At 40.5% G+C, this 16,721-nt stretch carries 15 protein-coding genes and 1 rRNA gene; 10 read left to right on the plus strand and 6 right to left on the minus strand.

Annotation, left to right across the window (positions count from 1 at the left end; translation table 11 throughout):
* The coding region (locus H5158_RS20720; protein ID WP_182740796.1) for a peptidoglycan-binding domain-containing protein at positions 1-432 on the plus strand (432 nt) is incomplete at its 5' end.
* A 58-nt stretch (positions 433-490) separates the two neighbouring features.
* Here H5158_RS20720 and H5158_RS20725 read toward each other — a convergent pair.
* Both H5158_RS20725 and deoC read right to left on the minus strand, forming a co-directional pair.
* Positions 491-991 carry a hypothetical protein gene (locus H5158_RS20725; RefSeq protein ID WP_145238280.1) on the minus strand — a complete coding sequence of 167 codons (501 nt, stop codon included), beginning with the start codon at positions 989-991 and terminating at the stop codon, positions 491-493.
* On the minus strand, positions 978-1,727 hold the full coding sequence (deoC, locus tag H5158_RS20730; protein WP_182740797.1) for a deoxyribose-phosphate aldolase: 750 nt from the start codon (positions 1,725-1,727) through the stop codon (positions 978-980). The genes H5158_RS20725 and deoC overlap by 14 nt, the downstream gene beginning before the upstream one ends.
* A gap of 276 nt (positions 1,728-2,003) precedes the next feature.
* Here deoC and cysG point away from each other — a divergent pair, with 276 nt between their 5' ends.
* The 6 genes from cysG to cysQ are packed head-to-tail and all read left to right on the plus strand — an operon-like array spanning position 2,004 to position 8,963.
* A complete protein-coding gene (gene cysG, locus H5158_RS20735; RefSeq protein WP_182732018.1) occupies positions 2,004-3,425 on the plus strand; it encodes a siroheme synthase CysG in 1,422 nt (473 codons plus the stop codon).
* A 52-nt stretch (positions 3,426-3,477) separates the two neighbouring features.
* Positions 3,478-4,377, plus strand: coding sequence for a sulfate adenylyltransferase subunit CysD (gene cysD, locus H5158_RS20740; protein WP_145238271.1), 900 nt, complete (start codon positions 3,478-3,480; stop codon positions 4,375-4,377).
* On the plus strand, positions 4,377-5,804 hold the full coding sequence (cysN, locus tag H5158_RS20745) for a sulfate adenylyltransferase subunit CysN (protein ID WP_145238268.1): 1,428 nt from the start codon (positions 4,377-4,379) through the stop codon (positions 5,802-5,804). Before cysD ends, cysN begins: the two co-directional genes overlap by 1 nt.
* A 30-nt stretch (positions 5,805-5,834) precedes the next feature.
* Complete coding sequence (locus H5158_RS20750; RefSeq protein ID WP_182719264.1) at positions 5,835-7,559, plus strand: SLC13 family permease; 1,725 nt, start codon at positions 5,835-5,837, stop codon at positions 7,557-7,559.
* Between the two features lie 30 nt (positions 7,560-7,589).
* Complete coding sequence (cysC, locus tag H5158_RS20755) at positions 7,590-8,189, plus strand: adenylyl-sulfate kinase (RefSeq protein WP_145238262.1); 600 nt, start codon at positions 7,590-7,592, stop codon at positions 8,187-8,189.
* A 3-nt stretch (positions 8,190-8,192) separates the two neighbouring features.
* Positions 8,193-8,963, plus strand: a complete 771-nt coding sequence (gene cysQ, locus H5158_RS20760) for a 3'(2'),5'-bisphosphate nucleotidase CysQ (protein ID WP_182740798.1) — start codon at positions 8,193-8,195, stop codon at positions 8,961-8,963.
* 805 nt (positions 8,964-9,768) lie between these two features.
* Here the strand turns inward: cysQ and H5158_RS20765 are convergent.
* Positions 9,769-12,363, minus strand: a complete 2,595-nt coding sequence (locus tag H5158_RS20765) for a P-loop NTPase fold protein (RefSeq protein WP_182740799.1) — start codon at positions 12,361-12,363, stop codon at positions 9,769-9,771.
* A 178-nt stretch (positions 12,364-12,541) separates the two neighbouring features.
* On the opposite strand from H5158_RS20765, the gene H5158_RS20770 reads away from it, so the two are divergent.
* Both H5158_RS20770 and H5158_RS20775 read left to right on the plus strand, forming a co-directional pair.
* Positions 12,542-12,877: a hypothetical protein gene (locus H5158_RS20770; RefSeq protein ID WP_182719260.1), complete on the plus strand. Its 336-nt coding sequence runs from the start codon at positions 12,542-12,544 to the stop codon at positions 12,875-12,877.
* Positions 12,874-13,365, plus strand: a complete 492-nt coding sequence (locus H5158_RS20775; RefSeq protein WP_220491389.1) for a hypothetical protein — start codon at positions 12,874-12,876, stop codon at positions 13,363-13,365. The genes H5158_RS20770 and H5158_RS20775 overlap by 4 nt, the downstream gene beginning before the upstream one ends.
* Before the next feature lie 130 nt (positions 13,366-13,495).
* Here H5158_RS20775 and H5158_RS20780 read toward each other — a convergent pair whose 3' ends face one another.
* Positions 13,496-14,245, minus strand: coding sequence for a tetratricopeptide repeat protein (locus tag H5158_RS20780; protein WP_182719259.1), 750 nt, complete (start codon positions 14,243-14,245; stop codon positions 13,496-13,498).
* A gap of 523 nt (positions 14,246-14,768) precedes the next feature.
* On the opposite strand from H5158_RS20780, the gene H5158_RS20785 reads away from it, so the two are divergent.
* Complete coding sequence (locus tag H5158_RS20785) at positions 14,769-14,960, plus strand: hypothetical protein (RefSeq protein ID WP_182719258.1); 192 nt, start codon at positions 14,769-14,771, stop codon at positions 14,958-14,960.
* A 72-nt stretch (positions 14,961-15,032) separates the two neighbouring features.
* On the opposite strand, the gene H5158_RS20790 is transcribed toward H5158_RS20785, so the two are convergent.
* Complete coding sequence (locus H5158_RS20790) at positions 15,033-16,292, minus strand: aromatic amino acid transport family protein (RefSeq protein ID WP_182740800.1); 1,260 nt, start codon at positions 16,290-16,292, stop codon at positions 15,033-15,035.
* Between the two features lie 328 nt (positions 16,293-16,620).
* Positions 16,621-16,721, minus strand: a 5S ribosomal RNA gene (rrf, locus tag H5158_RS20795); the annotation flags it as partial.

Raw genomic sequence — 16,721 nt, forward strand, 5'->3', positions numbered from 1 at the left:
TTACAAACTAAAGTCCCTGCCACTTACTATCGCTATAACAGTAATAATACCCTAGCACCTGGATACACAGCACCACCACCGCTTACGACCACGGCTGCCAAGTCAAAAGCCGTTGCTCCAGTAGCAAAAGTCGATGTTCCTACACATAGAATGCCGCATTATGAAAAGATGGATTTAGCCATGTCTCGCATGAATCTAGTTTGTTTAGGTTATTTAAAAAACCAACCCGATTATGAAGAATTTGAAACTGAAGATGTTAAGTACGATCGTCAAACAGTTATCGCACTGCGTGAATACCAACAAGAGAAACAATTAAAAGTGTCGGGACTTGCAGACGAAGCAACCAAAAAGTCACTCGATGAAAGTCAATGTATTGCTAAAACCAATAAGTCAGGGCTTGAGAGCTTAGGTAGTATGTTTAAAATTAACTAACCAAAGATCAAGTTATTTAGCAGCCAGTTTATTCTTGGCTGCTATACCATCTAAATACTTAGAACAGCTGTAACAGCTCGCCCTGATAAAAATCACAAAGCAACCAAATTTGTTGAAAAGGATGGGTAAGCGGTATCGTTATATTCTGTAACTCAGCGTCAAAATCCGCTTTATGCCAAATGGTGCTGGCGTTACGAATAAGCAGCCATGTTTGCTCTGATTGATAATGCTTTTTTCCTTTTTGTTCTAATAACCGCTGCAGTGCACAGTGCAGCCGCTGCTCACTTGGTTGCATTGCCATATCAGCAAGATCTCGTTGCATGCTTATAGATAAAGGCCTGCCGAGTACTGCCATGGCTTCGGTTTCGCTGGCATATAAATGTGCTATTTCAATATCAAGCTTCTGTTCATTACGATAACAACTGATATCTGGTTTACTCGGCTGATTATGCCAAATATGGCGCATTGGAATACCAAAGCGATGTTCATAGCAACGCAAGAACAACTTGCCTGCATCATGCTCAAGTTGTAATTTTTCTTGCTCACTATGACGCGTCATTAAGTACCGCATATACATCAGCTAACAGGCTTGATGCACCAAATCTAAATGTTGACGGATTCAAATAACTTTCTCCCATAATATCAGTCGCTAGCTGTAAGTAATTACTTGCATCCATAACCGTTTTCACGCCACCTGCAGCTTTAAAACCGACTACACGCGGCGACTTTTTAATCGTACTTAACATCACTTCGGTTGCTTCAAGAGTGGCATTTGTAGCTACTTTGCCGGTGCTGGTTTTAACAAAGTCAGCACCACCGGCAATTGCTATTTCTGTCGCCAGTGTTATCAACTGCGCTGTTTTTAGTTCGCCGGATTCTATAATTACTTTTAATTGTACGTGTTCAGGACAACACTCTTTACTGGCACGCACATATTCTAGTGCTGTGGCTTCGTCCCCCGCGATTAAGGCTTGATACGGTAACACCAAATCAATTTCATCTGCGCCACGCTCTATTGCGATTAATGTTTCATTAATTACTTCACTTAGCTCACTGTTGCCTGAGGGAAAGTTAGTTACTGTGGCGACTTTTACATAACTAAGCTCGCGCTCAGCTAAAGCAAGCTTGGCGTCATCAACAAACTCACTATAAACACACACTGCAGCCGGAATACCTAGGTTGGGCTTAATACTAGCCACCAAGGCCTGTATTGTTGCCGCGCTATCATTACTATTTAAACTGGTTAAATCCATTAATTGCACGGCCAATGCCGCATCAGTTAGTTGCGTTGTCATAAATCCACCAAGTAAGTTCATGTATTAGCAATAGTACCAAATTTAACTATTCTCGCTATAGCTAATAACCAAACACTCTAAGCTCAATATATAGTCATTATAGTACTTGTAACTCGGCGCAATCCCCTGTTAACTAAGGCTTAAGCCAAATCGAACAACCATATATAACTTTTAGTTATATTAACTGGGTTTTAATTATTTTTTACTTAGCTTACGTCACTATATTCTGAGTTTCTGAAAAGCATCTTTGCTGTAATTTTTTCCAAGGGTCTACACATGCAATATTTACCTATCTTTACCAAGCTCGACAATAAACCTGTATTGGTTGTTGGCGGTGGAGAGGTTGCGTTACGTAAGTGCCGTGCATTTTTGAAAGCTCGCGCTGATGTCACTTTAGTAGCACCTTGGTTTTGTGATGAATTAAAAGAGCATGCACAAAATAATGATGTCACTCTAATTGACGCTTTTTTTGATGAATCACATCTTGATGGAAAAATGCTGGTCATTGCCGCAACCGACAATGACGGCGTAAATAACAGCGTATTTGAACTCGCAAATGCACGAAATGTATTCGTTAACGTGGTGGATGACCAACCTAAATGCACCTTTATTTTTCCTTCAATTGTTGATCGTGACCCGATCACTATTGCAATTTCAAGTGCTGGCACAGCGCCGGTATTAGCACGGCGCTTACGCGAGAAGTTAGAAACGCTTATTCCACAACACATCGGCCCGCTTGCAAGTTTAGTTGGCAGCTTTCGCGACAAAGTAAAACAGCGCTTCACGAGTTTTGCTGATCGTCGCCAATTTTGGGAAGGCGTATTTGATTCATCTGTCGTCAGCAAAGTACAAACGGGTGATACAGCTGCCGCAAGCGTACAGCTTGAACAATTACTCGATAGCAAACTGGATCCTGAAGGTGAAGTATACGTAATTGGCGCAGGTCCAGGAGATCCAGAGCTATTAACACTGAAAGCACTGCAACTAATGCAACAAGCTGATGTGGTGGTGTATGACTTTCTAGTCTCTGACGAAATTATGGAGCTAGTACGCCGCGATGCCGATTTAATTTGTGTGGGTAAACGCTTAGGCGATCACAGTGTTGTGCAAGAAGATACTAACCAAATGCTAGTTGACCTTGCCAAGCAAGGTAAAAAAGTGTGCCGCATTAAAGGTGGCGACCCGTTTATTTATGGCCGTGGTGGTGAAGAAGTTCAAGTACTGGCAGCTAATAACGTAAATTACCAAATCGTCCCTGGCATAACTGCTGCCGCAGGTTGTAGCGCTTATGCGGGTATTCCGCTAACGCACCGTGACCATGCACAAGCCATACAGTTTGTAACTGGTCACTGTAAAAAAGACGGTCAAGAACTAGATTGGCAATCACTGGCAAAACCAAACCAAACTCTGGCAATTTATATGGGTGTAATTAAGTCTCCCCATATTCAAGCACAATTATTAAAACATGGTCGTGGTGCAGATACACCCGTGGCAATTATTGAAAACGGTACTCGCAAAAATCAACGCGTTGTAACCGGTAAATTAGGTGAGCTGGCCGATTTAATCGAGCGTCACAGCATTATTTCACCGGCATTATTAATTATTGGTGAAGTTGCTTCATTACATGAAGAACTTCATTGGTTTGGCACAAAAGCCCAAACTAGTAGCTTTGCACAACCGCTTACAGACGTGGCATAGCTTTAAACTATTTAGATTTTAACTTTTAATCATTTTAGTAGGACGACTAACAATGGCTTTAACTCACCTTCAGCAATTAGAAGCTGAAAGTATCAAAATCATGCGCGAAGTTGCTGCTGAGTTTGAGAACCCAGTTATGCTTTACTCTATAGGTAAAGATTCATCGGTACTTTTACATTTAGCGCGTAAAGCGTTTTACCCAGGTAAAATTCCGTTTCCACTGCTTCACGTTGATACCAACTGGAAGTTTAAAGAAATGATCGAATTTCGTGATCGCTTAGCAAAAGAGTACGGTTTTGACTTACTCGTCCACAAAAATCCTGAAGGCTTAGCGATTGATATCAGCCCATTTACTCATGGCTCTGGTAAGCATACCGATATCATGAAAACCCAAGGCTTAAAACAGGCGCTTGATAAATACGGCTTTGATGCCGCGTTTGGTGGTGCACGCCGCGACGAAGAAAAATCTCGCGCTAAAGAGCGTGTTTATTCATTCCGTGATAAACACCACAGATGGGATCCAAAAAACCAACGTCCAGAGCTTTGGAATACCTATAACAGTCAAGTTAACCCTGGCGAAAGCATCCGTGTATTCCCACTTTCTAACTGGACTGAACTTGATATTTGGCAATATATCTATCAAGAAAACATCGATATGGTTCCGCTTTACTTAGCCAAAGAGCGCCCTGTTGTAGAGCGTGATGGTACTTTGATCATGGTTGATGATGAGCGTATGCCGCTTAAAGAAGGCGAAGTACCCATGATGAAATCTGTTCGTTTTCGTACTTTAGGTTGTTACCCACTTACCGGTGCAGTGGAATCAACAGCCAGTACACTGACTGAGATTATCGAAGAAATGCTGCTATCTACGTCATCTGAACGTGAAGGTCGGGTAATTGACCACGATTCAGCAGGTTCAATGGAGAAGAAAAAACGTGAGGGCTATTTCTAATGTCTATTAATACTAGCGATACAATTAACGAAGTAAAAGCAATTGGCATCGACGCCTATCTTGCTCGCCAACAAGACAAAAGCCTATTGCGTATGCTGACCTGTGGTAGTGTGGATGACGGTAAATCAACCCTAATTGGCCGCCTACTGCACGACAGCCACCAAATTTATGAAGATCAGTTAGCAGCACTGCATAAAGATAACGAAAAAGTCGGTAATGCCGGTGAAGAGCTCGATTTAGCACTACTGGTTGACGGCTTACAAGCTGAGCGTGAGCAAGGCATAACTATTGATGTAGCGTACCGTTATTTTTCAACGGCTAAACGTAAATTCATTATTGCTGATACTCCAGGGCATGAGCAATACACCCGCAACATGGTAACTGGTGCATCAACCAGTGATGTAGCGATTATTCTTGTTGATGCGCGCTACGGTGTGCAAGTACAAACTAAGCGTCACAGCTTTATCTGTGATTCATTGGGTATTAAACAGTTTGTTGTTGCCGTGAATAAAATGGATATTGTTGATTTTGACGAAACCGTTTATGAGCGCATTAAAGCCGATTATTTAAAATTTGCCGAGCAACTTAACGTATCTAACATCAAGTTTGTGCCTATGTCGGCGCTTAAAGGCGATAACGTAGTAACACGCTCAGAGCACACACCATATTACACAGATAAACCACTGCTTGAGTTATTAGAAGACTCACCAGCAGCTGAAACAGACACTGGCTTTGAAGCGCGTTTCCCTGTGCAGTATGTAGTACGCCCTAACCTAAACTTCCGTGGTTTCCAAGGTACTTTGACCTCAGGAAAATTACGCGTTGGTGATGCTATTAAAGTATTGCCATCAGGTAAAACCTCAAGCATTAAAGAGATTGTAACCTTTGACGGCAACTTAGACACAGCCGAAGCTGGCCAAGCAATTACTTTAACGCTTAACACTGAAATTGATATTAGCCGAGGGGACGTGATCGTTCCTGCTGATTCAACAGCGACTGTTACTAACCAAGTACAAGCAAAGCTGGTGTGGATGCACGAAGCGCCGCTGGTACTGGGTAAAAGCTATAACTTTAAGCTAGGCAGTAAAAATACTTCGGCTATCGTGAAAAAGATTGATCACACCATTGATGTGAACACCCTTGAACACGGCAGCGCAGACAGCCTGCAGTTAAACGAAATCGCGATTGTTACCCTAGAATTGACCGAAACCATTTTGGCCGATGCTTATCACAACAATCACGAAACCGGTGCGTTTATTTTAATCGATCGTTTATCTAACTTAACTGTTGCGGCGGGTATGATTGAAAACGTGCTTGCTAAGCAACAACAAACGGGTAACTTTAGTGAGTTTGAAGTTGAATTTAATGCGTTAGTACGCAAGCACTTCCCACATTGGCAAGCGCTTGATATATCAAAGCTTAAATAACCAACTTTGCCTGTTAAGGACATATAAAGCATGTATCAACAGCTAGTATTAACAGGCATTATGCTAACTTTAGTCGGGTGCCTGTTTGGCACGCGGCTAAAGCCAGCATGGCTTTTTGTTGGCGCCATTGGCACCGCATATCTAGGCGGGTTAATCGACCTTGAAGATATGCTGATCAACTACGCCAATCCATCACTGATCACCTTAGTGTTATTAGTACTGGTTTCGATTGCGGTTGAAAAAACTACACTCGTACAAAAGCTTGCCCAGTCATTATCAAAAGGAAGTTTAACCAGCTCAGTCACTAAGCTCGGACTTTCTACAGCGTTTTTATCCTCATTTACCAATAATACAGCGGTTGTCGCATCGCTCATTACTGCCATAAAAGACAATCCAAACCATTCACCTTCAAAGCTACTATTACCGCTGTCGTATACTGCTATTTTAGGTGGCACAATTACCTTAATTGGTACTTCAACAAATTTAATCGTCAATGGTTTTGCCGTTGATGCAGGCATGGCACCGCTAGGCTTTTTCGACTTTACCATAGTCGGGTTAGGCGCATTAAGTGTGGGCCTGATCACTATTTTAGTGATGCTAAAATATTTGCCAGACAACGGCAAAAACGATCAAGAAGTGGTGCCTTTTTATCTCGAAGGTAAAATAGAAGAAGGCTCAAAACTAATTGGTAAAAGCGTAGAAGAAAATGGCCTGCGCGAACTTAAAGACTTATTCCTAGCGGAAATTATTCGCGGCGATAAACGCATTTGTGCAGTGACCCCGCAACAAGTGATTAAAGCGGGCGATGTATTGCTGTTTGTCGGTGACATCAAATCAGTGCCATTGCTAACACGCTTTGACGGGCTAAAAATAGTTCACGATAAACATCAAAAAGATGTTGAGCACCTCGTTGAAGTTGTTGTCAGCCAATCATCTAAATTTATAGGAAAAACAGTTAAAGAAGCGCGTTTTCGTGAACAGTTTCATGCCGCTGTTATCGCTATTCGTCGCGGCCATGACCGCTTACAAGGTGGCCTTGGTAAAGTGCAGCTGCAAGCGGGAGACTCACTGATCCTCGCACCAGGTAAAGACTTTTATAGTCTGCCTAATTTAAAACGCGAATTTGTGTATATTTCTGGGCTTGATTTACAAACTCACTTAGCGCCCAAGCAATCTAACTTAGTATTAGCGAGCTTTGCAACGGTACTTGGGCTGAGTATTATTGGCTATGTACCACTGGTAAAAGGCTTATTAGTATTGCTGATTGGCTTAATGCTCACGGGAACGATAAAGCTGAGCGAAGTAAAACGCCGTTTTCCTATTGAATTACTTGCTGTAGTTGGTAGCGCCATTGGCCTTGCTAAACTGATGATAGGCACCGGCCTAGCTGGACAAATATCTGCAGCATTGTTTTATGTACTCGGTGATTTTGGCCCCTATGGCGCGTTTATCGCGATTTTTGTAATGACAGTAATGTTCACCGAACTTATCACCAATAACGCCGCAGCGGCACTATCATTCCCTGTCGCTTATGCATTAGCAATGGGCTTTAATGTTGACCCGCTGCCGTTTATTATGGCGGTCGCCTTTGGTGCATCTGCAAGCTTTATATCACCATTTGGTTATCAAACTAACCTGATGGTTTATAGCGCCGGCAATTATCGTTTAAAAGACTATGTATTAATGGGCTTACCGCTTTCTATTATTTATTCAATAACGGTATTAACCCTGATCCCGCTGGTATTTCCATTTTAAGCCAGCGCTTACTCATAAGAGAGTTTTATAATGGATGAGAACATTGTTTGGCATAACTATGCCATTACTAAAGCACAACGTAGCGAACACAAAAGCCATAAACCGGCTATTTTATGGTTCACTGGTTTTTCCGGCTCAGGTAAAAGCACCGTAGCAAACGCCCTTGAAAGCGCACTCAATCAACAAGGTATTCACACCTACCTGCTAGATGGCGACAATGTACGCCACGGCTTGTGTAAAGATTTAGGCTTTAGCGACGAAGACCGTATCGAAAATATTCGCCGCGTTGGTGAAACCGCTAAACTAATGGTCGATGCTGGATTATTGGTACTCACCGCATTTATTTCCCCATTTCGCGCTGAACGCGATATGGTAAGAAACTTAGTCGATGACGGTGAATTTATCGAAGTGTTTTTAGACACACCTCTGGACGTATGCGAGAGCCGCGATCCAAAAGGCTTATACAAAAAAGCCCGCGCAGGTGAAATAAAACACTTCACAGGTATAGATTCAGACTACCAAATACCCCATTCACCGGAAATAATCTTAGATACCAGTAAAAACACCCTAGACCAATCGGTGCAAGAGCTGATAGCGTATCTAAAACAACAGCAAATTATTAAAGGTTAAGTCATGAACCAAACGGAACTGCTCGAAGAAATACTGATCCTTGCCCGCCAAGCTGGCAGCGCTATTATGGGGATTTACGAAAAGGATTTTAACGTTGAGTACAAAGCTGATGAAAGCCCTGTAACCGACGCCGATCTTGCAGCTCACAAAGTGATTGCCAATGGCCTAGCCCACTTAACCCCAGAGATCCCAGTATTAAGTGAAGAAAGTGCCGATATCAGCTGGGATATTCGCCAAACGTGGACCCGCTATTGGCTGGTTGACCCAATCGACGGCACTAAAGAGTTTATTAAAAAGAACGGTGAGTTTACCGTTAACATCGCCTTGATTGAAAACGGCAAACCTATCTTAGCGGTAGTAGATGCGCCTGCGCTAGGCGTGTCTTATCTGGCAGCAGAGGCAATCGGCGCATTTAAGGACCGCGGTGATGAGCGCATTGAGCTTAAAGTCACCACCAAAGCAAACAAAGGCCTTATCCGCGTAGTCGGCAGCCGCTCGCATCCATCACCGGATTTAGCCGAGTTTGTAAAACGCTTTGATGAGGTTGAAATGGTCTCAAAAGGCAGTTCACTAAAACTGTGCTTAGTCGCCGAAGGCAGCGCCGATATTTACCCACGCCTAGGCCCAACCTGTGAATGGGACACCGGTGCCGGCCACGCTATAGCCGAAATCGCCGGCGCAAAAGTCACTAAGCTTGATGGCAGCCCGCTGTTATACAACACAAAAGATGAGTATTTGAATCCGTATTTTGTAGTGAGTGTGATAGAAGAGTAAAAGCTTTCAGCTGTAAGCTATCAGCCGTCAGATTAAGAGCAGATCGGCGTTAAATTAATCACCGTTGGCTGGGTTGAGTATAATGACGTAGGCTGGGTAGAGCGACGCGAAACCCAGCATGTTTAAGCCACAAGCTGTAGAGCTTTAAAAGTTGTAAGGCCGACTCTTCACTCGTAGGAGTTGGCTTCAGCCACGAAAAATCCTGCTCTGCATTCTATTTGAAAAAACAATTTCACCACAGAGAACACCGAGGCGCTAGGCTACACAGAGGGCTTTAGCCATAAGCTTTAAGCGGTAAGTTTAAGACCGACTCTTCACTCGTAGGAGTTGGCTTCAGCCACGAAAAATCCTGCTCTGCATTCTGTTTGAAAAAACAATTTCACCACAGAGAACACCAAGGCGCTTCGCTACACAGAGGGCTTTAGCCATAGGCGGTAAGTCTAGCACTTCACTCGTAGGAGTTGGCTTCAGCCACGAAAAACCTCGCTCAGTGTTCAATTTAAAGACTATTTCACCACAGAGCTCACCGAGGCGCTTCGCGCTACACAGAGAGTTTTAGCCATAAGCGGTAGAGCTTTAAGCGCTAAGTTGTAAGCCTAGCACTTCACTCGTAGGAGATGGCTTCAGCCACGAAAAACCTCGCTCAGTGTTTAATTTAAAGACAATTTCACCACAGAGCTCACCGAGGCGCTTCGCGCTGCACTGAGGTTTAATATTTTGTATTCTTTTGTAGGTCGGGATTTATCCCGTCATATTTTTCAGGCTAAAGCCTGACCTAACAGTTAACTGTCAGATTAAAGATAAGCTACCTTCCCTCAGTAATCCCAATTTCTGCTTTATAACAAAGTACGTATAAGTCCATTAAGCTAGGAAGTCCTGGTGCATTATCTAGTTTTGAGTCTGGATTCAAAATTGGTTTTTTTAGATATTCAGAAGTGCTCAAAGCTTTCCCTAAACAATGGAATTTCTCGCTTTCAGTAACGCTCTCAAACCTCTTTTTCGCATGATGTAATTTGTAGCTTTGCTTCAAACAATATAATAAATATCTGCCTTTACTTTTATCTAAATTCAACTTATAAATAAGAGGCTCAATTTCAAACAACACATCTTTTTCGTCAAAGCCAAGATAATTAATAAGTGCATTTGAATGCCTCTTTCTATCTTGTATATATAGTAACTTATTAAAAATTTCATATATATTTTCAATGGTTAAATTTTTCGCTAAGTGGTGAACAAACTTTACTACATACCTACATTTTGTAGATGACAGCTTGTTTGGTAAACTATCATATTCTGCACCTTGGTAAGCTAATGTCTGCTCATTATTGAGCTCTAGAAAAATGAATTGAGAATACTTTTCTTGCTTAAACTGATCAAAACTCAACCATTTCTCAACAAGTGATAAAAGTGATAGTTTCTTTAACTTCAATATATCTCGAATTACTTCTTGATCTTTAAATTCTGAACTCAAAATACTTTGCCGCATTATACGTTGAACATAAAATGACATTTCATTAGAGCAACCAACTGTCTGTAAGTGTTCAATATTAGGGTTTAAAGACCAAATATCTCTTTCTTTTGGGGGGGTACTATCATGTATTGGAACAGTATTAACTTTTATCCCTAACATCACTTTTAGATACTCTTTCAACTCTTCGGAGGTGTCTTTTTCTAGGAACCTTTCGATATCAACCTGCTTACTTTTAATCTTTACAGATTCAATAAACTGAGTATATTTTGCAAATAATAAAGGCTTTTCTTCTTTCATAGCTAGCATCATAATCAGTGATATGAAACTAACCTCTCCTTTTAAATTATTATGCCACCAAATTTCATTAACTCGGCGAAGTACTCTTTTTAGCACTCGCAAACTTGAAATCAATTTATTTAACTCAGCTATTTCAGATAAATAAAAGGCAATCCTACTTATTTGGTTATTTCTAACATCATCCAAGCTTTCCAATGAATAAGGGGTAACAGTAAGCACTTTGCTCCTAGTTAAGTTCTCATAAATATAATCAACTAATAGGTCTGTAAAATCCTTTTTTGCAATATCCTCTCTATAATCAGCCACTTTCGATATCACTTCGGCGGCAACTTCATTTTCATTACCCATCGCGATTATAAAGTTGATACGACTTAAATCTTTATTTTTTAGCCTATCCAACAGTGCCGCGATATCATTTAAACGTTTTTCGTTCTCATCGCCTGTACCACGATCTACGTCTTGTAAAGTGATCAGTAATTTGTGGTTGGTTACTTCAAGGACATCATTAAGTTTTTGAAAGCTTTGCTCGATATCAACAGGGCCTGCGAGTAACGTTGAAGCAAATTGAAATACGCTACCGCCTGATTTTAAGGCTTCGGTATAATGCTTAGGTAGCGCACGAAAGGCGCACATGTCTAAGTGCTGGCTGATATCGTCGATAATATGGCTAAGTACAACATGTGCAACACTGCCACTTGCTGCACCCCAGGTTGAAATATCACTGTGTATCCAGTCACCACCTTGCTTAGGGCTGTTTGCTAGCTCACTTGCAATACTGTCAACTATACTACTTTTTCCGCATCCAAATGGCCCACATAATGCAATGTGTTGTGCTCCCCTTTTCTCATATCCTTCTTTATCGCCGCCTGTTCGCAGCCGCTCAGTAATGCGTGCGGCATAAACCTGCAAGTCAGGCTCTAATTGTTCTATGTTTTTAATAGTGGAATCGTCTTGAAACCATTCTCGAAAACCTTTTAAGCTCTCAAGTGTTAATTCAGCTTCTTGTTTTGATTCGACTTTCGACTCTGCGCTAAATGCTTTTAACTGCTCACATAATAAATATACCGACATAGCCAAATAGGCAGCTGCTATAAATAAGAACACCCAGAATGCTTGCTCTGTTTCAACTAAGCTTATTGCTGAAAATAAATAAAATACTGATACCGCACACAGCACAATCGAAAATATGGGATTTTTAGTATATAGCTTAGTTTGATAGATAATAGTCGCTGCAACAGCTAAAAAACTCAGTGACAGAAACTTAAAACTTACAAAGGCGTTAGCTGTCAGTTGTTCTTCTATTTCATTGTTAGTTCCATACACATAAACAACAATGAAAAGTAAGCCAAATAATACACTTATCGTCACTGGCGGATATCGCCAGTTAAACCCAATACTGCGTTTGGCGTGGGAGATATAAAACTTATCAAGCATTAGCTTGATGCCAATGCCGGAAAGAAAAGCAAAACTATAGTGCAGTACAGAATTGGCGTATAAAATACTGCCCCAGCTTGCATAGGCTTGCCGTACAAAACTGACGTTACTTAAAAATACTGTAATTGCGGCCGCTGTAATTGCGCACAATAACAGTGATAACCAACGCTGGGCTGGAATAGGAAGAGACTGCGACAATTTAATATCCTTATAAGGAATCTAGTTTGCATTTCAAATAACTCAATCAGTGTATACCCTGTTGAATAAAAATAGAAACTCAGTATTTTTTATATATTGGTTACAATTTTCAGGTACAGTTTTTAGACAGTTTTTGCTAGGCTTTATATTTACGGAATTCAATAACAAGGAGTAATTAATGAGATGTCCTGAAATTGACGATTTGGAGTTTTCTGAGCGTGGCAAGCTAGCTGTAAAAGAAATAAGGCGAATAAAAGAAATTAATCAGTGGCTCAGTGCAACAATTACAGTTGGTACTTTTGCTAACATTTTTGCGGGTAATGGCATCATTAAAAGTCACTATAACCTCACTCAAACTGATTTTGATGCTTTTTCTACTGCACTAAAAAGCTCCCCAAGCATAGCTCGAAAAACCATAGAAACGATATCTGGTCTTCAAGCAATTAAAGCTAAAACATCTAAAGAAAGGCAGTTCTGGAAGGCTGTTTATAACGGTTGCGAGGCTGCAAAATGAATAATTTTATTGTTTTCGCTCTTGCTTTATTCAGTTCCTTTTTAACATATGCAAATATAGCCGAAAATAACCTCACTAGTTATTTAACGGTTGAATACCATAATTCAATAAAAGCATATGACACTAAACTTGAAAAATGTCAGCAAACAGCAATAGTTATAACTCCAGATGACGTTAAACATATTTCAGATGACTGGAATGTGCTTAGTAGTGTTTTATCTTATCATTATGCAAAGACGCAAGATTTATGCACACATGATGAGTTGCAGCGTTTCACATTGCTTTCAGCAAAATTGCAGGCCTTAAAAGATAGCGATAAAACCATGCTTGATAAGTACAACCAATTAATTATGGCAATCCCTTTAACTTTTGAGCGAACTAAAGCTGATTACTTTATTTTGCCTGAAGATATACGTGAACAATTTTCTAGCTTAGAAAAATTAAATAAGCCATTTAATTTAATGAAGACAATGGAAAACTTCGAGTAGCCAAGCCTTGATAAAATGAGCAAATAATTACATTGCTCATCGTAGGCTGAGTTGAGTATTACAACATTCAGCCTATTTGAACCAAAGAAAGCAGTAAAGCTTTAAGCGATAAGCTTGAACCATTCGATTGCTAAGTTATTTTATCAGCTCGTGCTACTTTTTCTGCATAAAAATAAGTTGATTGCATATCCAAAGGCTTACTCAATAGCCCGGTTTCTATATTGTTCAATACAGCTAGGTTTTTCTTTGCAGGTCCATAGTCTGGATCAAGTGCTAACGCTTGCTCAAAGTAATCTCGCGCTTGCATATAATCCTGTAACATTAAATAACAAATCCCCAAGTTCCCTTTAGCCTGCACATGCTTAGGCTGATTTGATGCAATCACTTTAAACAAGGGAATAGCTTTTTCATACTGCTCTGTTTGGAGAAATTCAAAGCCCCTATCGAAACGTTCTGAATCTTCAAGGTACTGTTCAATAGTAAAACCTGTCGGCAAGCCTTTTTCAACTAACTCAATAATTTCTTTAGACGCAGTAATAACGTCAGTCTCTTCTGGTGATGCATACTTCAATGCTGCAACATGGTGCTTAATAGATAAATCAACCTTTCCAGTTTTTTGATAACTAATCGCCAGGTTATAGTGAGCTAAAGCATATTCACCATTAACTGCTATGGATTTCAGCAAGTTTTGTATAGCTAAGTTATAATCACCTTTGAGTACAGCCATTATACCGACCCCATAATAGGTCAAGTAATGACGTGGGTACTTTTTAGCTGCTTTTTTCAGCAAGTACTTACCCTGTTTCGCATCGCCATTCTGCAAAAAATAAAATGCATCCTCTAAGATATCTTCGAGGTATAAGGTTGCTTTATCGACCATTTGATCTCCATTATTATTACTTTGGTTAAATAGAAGACCTAACCGTTGCAAGCCATCAATTTTAAGTTGTATTTAAAAATACTTCAACTGATGGATAAGCTCCTCAAAGAGCTTTAAGCTCGAAAAAGGCCACAGTATTGTATTAAAGATAATCACACCACAGCACGCCGAGGCGTTTTGCGCTGTACAGAGATTTGCTCTTCGTGTTCTTTTGTAGGTCGGGATTTATCCCGTCTCGTAAGCTCTACTGCGAGTAGGTAGTGGCTTTAGCCATTAATGAACTAAAAATCATTATCTCATATGTTCGCGACTGAAGTCGCTCCTACAGGTTTGGTATTGGTATTTTTATAAACCGGGATTTTTCCGTCATATTGTCAGGCAAAAACCTGACCTACCGCTGGGACAATAAACTATGAGCGCTAGCTTATAAACCTAAATTAACACCTGTAACATCAACAAAGCTCCTCAATATCAGCTATTGTGTTTTAACATTCTCAGTTTAATTGATTATAAAAAAGACCTAATGACGACTATTGAAAGTGCGATTGATTCAGCCTACCAAGCGCAAATTAAAAATCTCTATAATGCACTAAGCCAAGCTGTACTTGCAGCGAATGGCGATGCAGATGCGATTAGCGCTGCTGAAACAAGTTTCAAAAAAGGCCTAGCCTTTGCCGCTGATATTAGAGCCCGTGCCCTAGCTGCAATAGCATAAACTAAAAAGCCCTGTAAGTTTGTCACCTACAGGGCTTTTATTTAATCTAACTAAAGTCTCTAAAGCTACTTGCTAAGCAACAAAGCCATAAATCAAAGCAGCTACCGCTAATAAGCCTACCGCTAACACGAACAAGGTGCTAAAACGGCCACGGTATTTTTGTAATGCTGGAACTTTATAAACAGCAATCATTGGCATGATGAATAATATCATCGCAATAATCGGCCCTGATAGTTGATCCATCATATCTAAGATACTTGGGTTTTTAACAGCACAAAACCAAATAGCAAAGAACATGATAGCAACACCAATTTTGTCAGCGTTTTTCAGCGACAAACTTGTTTGTTTAGTAACAAGCCCATTAAAGCTTTCTCTTGCTCCTAAAAAATGACCTAAGAAAGATGAAGTGATAGCAATAAACGCGACTAGCGGGCCAAAGGTGGCAATAAATGAATTGTCTGTCACATTCGCTAGGTAAGATAACACGGATACGTTCTGTGCTTTAGCTTGCAGCATTTGCTCTGGCGTTAAAGAGAGTACACAGGAGAATACAAATAACAACACAAATACAATTAGCAGTAAGCTAGTACGCTTTAAAATCGCTTCAGACTTAGCTGTTGCTTGCTTACCATAATGACCTCGTTGTACGTTTACAAAGCTTGAAATCGCCGCTGCGTGGCTAAATGAGAACACTATTATAGGAATTGACAGCCATAGTGTTTTACTAAAGCCTACAAACTCAGGAAAGGCCATATTTGGTACTTGCCAACTAGGGATTAGATACAAAGATAGAAACAGTAAAATCCCTACTAACGGATACACTAAAATAGCAAAAGCACGCAACATTAGCCTTTCACCACCGAGCATCAAGCTGATCATACTGGCAACTAAAACTCCTGAAAGCAATACTCTAGAAGGTGCTTCCATACCTAATTGGTTTACTATAAAACTATCAACAGTATTGGTTAGGCCAACACCATAGATCAGTAAAATTGGAAATATTGATAAAAAATACAATAATGAAATTAATCTACCAGCATTCACACCAAAATGCTCTTCAACCACATCGGTAAAATCAGCATCTTTGTTCTTTGATGACAATACAAAACGCGCTAAACCACGGTGGGCTAAGAAAGTCATTGGAAACGCTAAACACGCTAAAATGATCAGCGGCCAAAAGCCACCAATACCAATATTAATTGGCAAAAACAAAATACCGGCACCGACGGCAGTACCAAAAAGACTCAACACCCATTGGGTATCATGAAAGTTCCATTTCGGTTTACTTGTTGTCACTGCGTCAAACTGCGCAGCATCAGTGGAAGAGTTCATGCACTTCACCTATTAGTATAATAATTTGGCAAGAGCATATAGAAATCAACACATTATTTCAGTTTTTGGCGACATAATTAACTAAATATTACAGCCTATTTTGTAATTACTGAGTTACTTACTGTCATGAATTTGAAACAGTCATAAAATCAAAATTCTTTAGCTGATAGAGGAAATAAATTTGCGAGTTTCGAGTTTCGAGTTTCGAGTTTTACAAAAGTAAACTTTTCGCGCCCTATATCAAACGTTCGCTAACTTTACTCTCGCTAACTCACATTTTAAACGTAAAAAAGCCCGACTATTTCTAGTCGGGCTTTCTCAATTTGGAGCCTGGCAATGTCCTACTTTCACATAGCAAATGCTACACTATCATCGGCGCTGTTTCGTTTCACTACTGAGTTCGGCATGGGGTCAGGTGGGTCCAAAACG

The sequence above is a fragment of the Pseudoalteromonas sp. SR45-6 genome (assembly GCF_014163545.1).
Lineage (GTDB): Bacteria > Pseudomonadota > Gammaproteobacteria > Enterobacterales > Alteromonadaceae > Pseudoalteromonas > Pseudoalteromonas rhizosphaerae.

Excerpts from the sequence above, each read along its gene's own strand:
- H5158_RS20725 (WP_145238280.1), bottom strand. The coding sequence starts at position 991 with ATGACGCGTCATAGTGAGCAAGAAAAATTACAACTTGAGCATGATGCA.
- H5158_RS20790 (WP_182740800.1), bottom strand. The coding sequence starts at position 16,292 with ATGAACTCTTCCACTGATGCTGCGCAGTTTGACGCAGTGACAACAAGT.
- cysC (WP_145238262.1), top strand. The coding sequence starts at position 7,590 with ATGGATGAGAACATTGTTTGGCATAACTATGCCATTACTAAAGCACAA.
- H5158_RS20750 (WP_182719264.1), top strand. The coding sequence starts at position 5,835 with ATGTATCAACAGCTAGTATTAACAGGCATTATGCTAACTTTAGTCGGG.
- H5158_RS20775 (WP_220491389.1), top strand. The coding sequence starts at position 12,874 with ATGAATAATTTTATTGTTTTCGCTCTTGCTTTATTCAGTTCCTTTTTA.
- cysG (WP_182732018.1), top strand. The coding sequence starts at position 2,004 with ATGCAATATTTACCTATCTTTACCAAGCTCGACAATAAACCTGTATTG.
- H5158_RS20780 (WP_182719259.1), bottom strand. The coding sequence starts at position 14,245 with ATGGTCGATAAAGCAACCTTATACCTCGAAGATATCTTAGAGGATGCA.
- deoC (WP_182740797.1), bottom strand. The coding sequence starts at position 1,727 with ATGACAACGCAACTAACTGATGCGGCATTGGCCGTGCAATTAATGGAT.
- H5158_RS20770 (WP_182719260.1), top strand. The coding sequence starts at position 12,542 with ATGAGATGTCCTGAAATTGACGATTTGGAGTTTTCTGAGCGTGGCAAG.
- cysN (WP_145238268.1), top strand. The coding sequence starts at position 4,377 with ATGTCTATTAATACTAGCGATACAATTAACGAAGTAAAAGCAATTGGC.
- cysQ (WP_182740798.1), top strand. The coding sequence starts at position 8,193 with ATGAACCAAACGGAACTGCTCGAAGAAATACTGATCCTTGCCCGCCAA.
- H5158_RS20785 (WP_182719258.1), top strand. The coding sequence starts at position 14,769 with ATGACGACTATTGAAAGTGCGATTGATTCAGCCTACCAAGCGCAAATT.
- cysD (WP_145238271.1), top strand. The coding sequence starts at position 3,478 with ATGGCTTTAACTCACCTTCAGCAATTAGAAGCTGAAAGTATCAAAATC.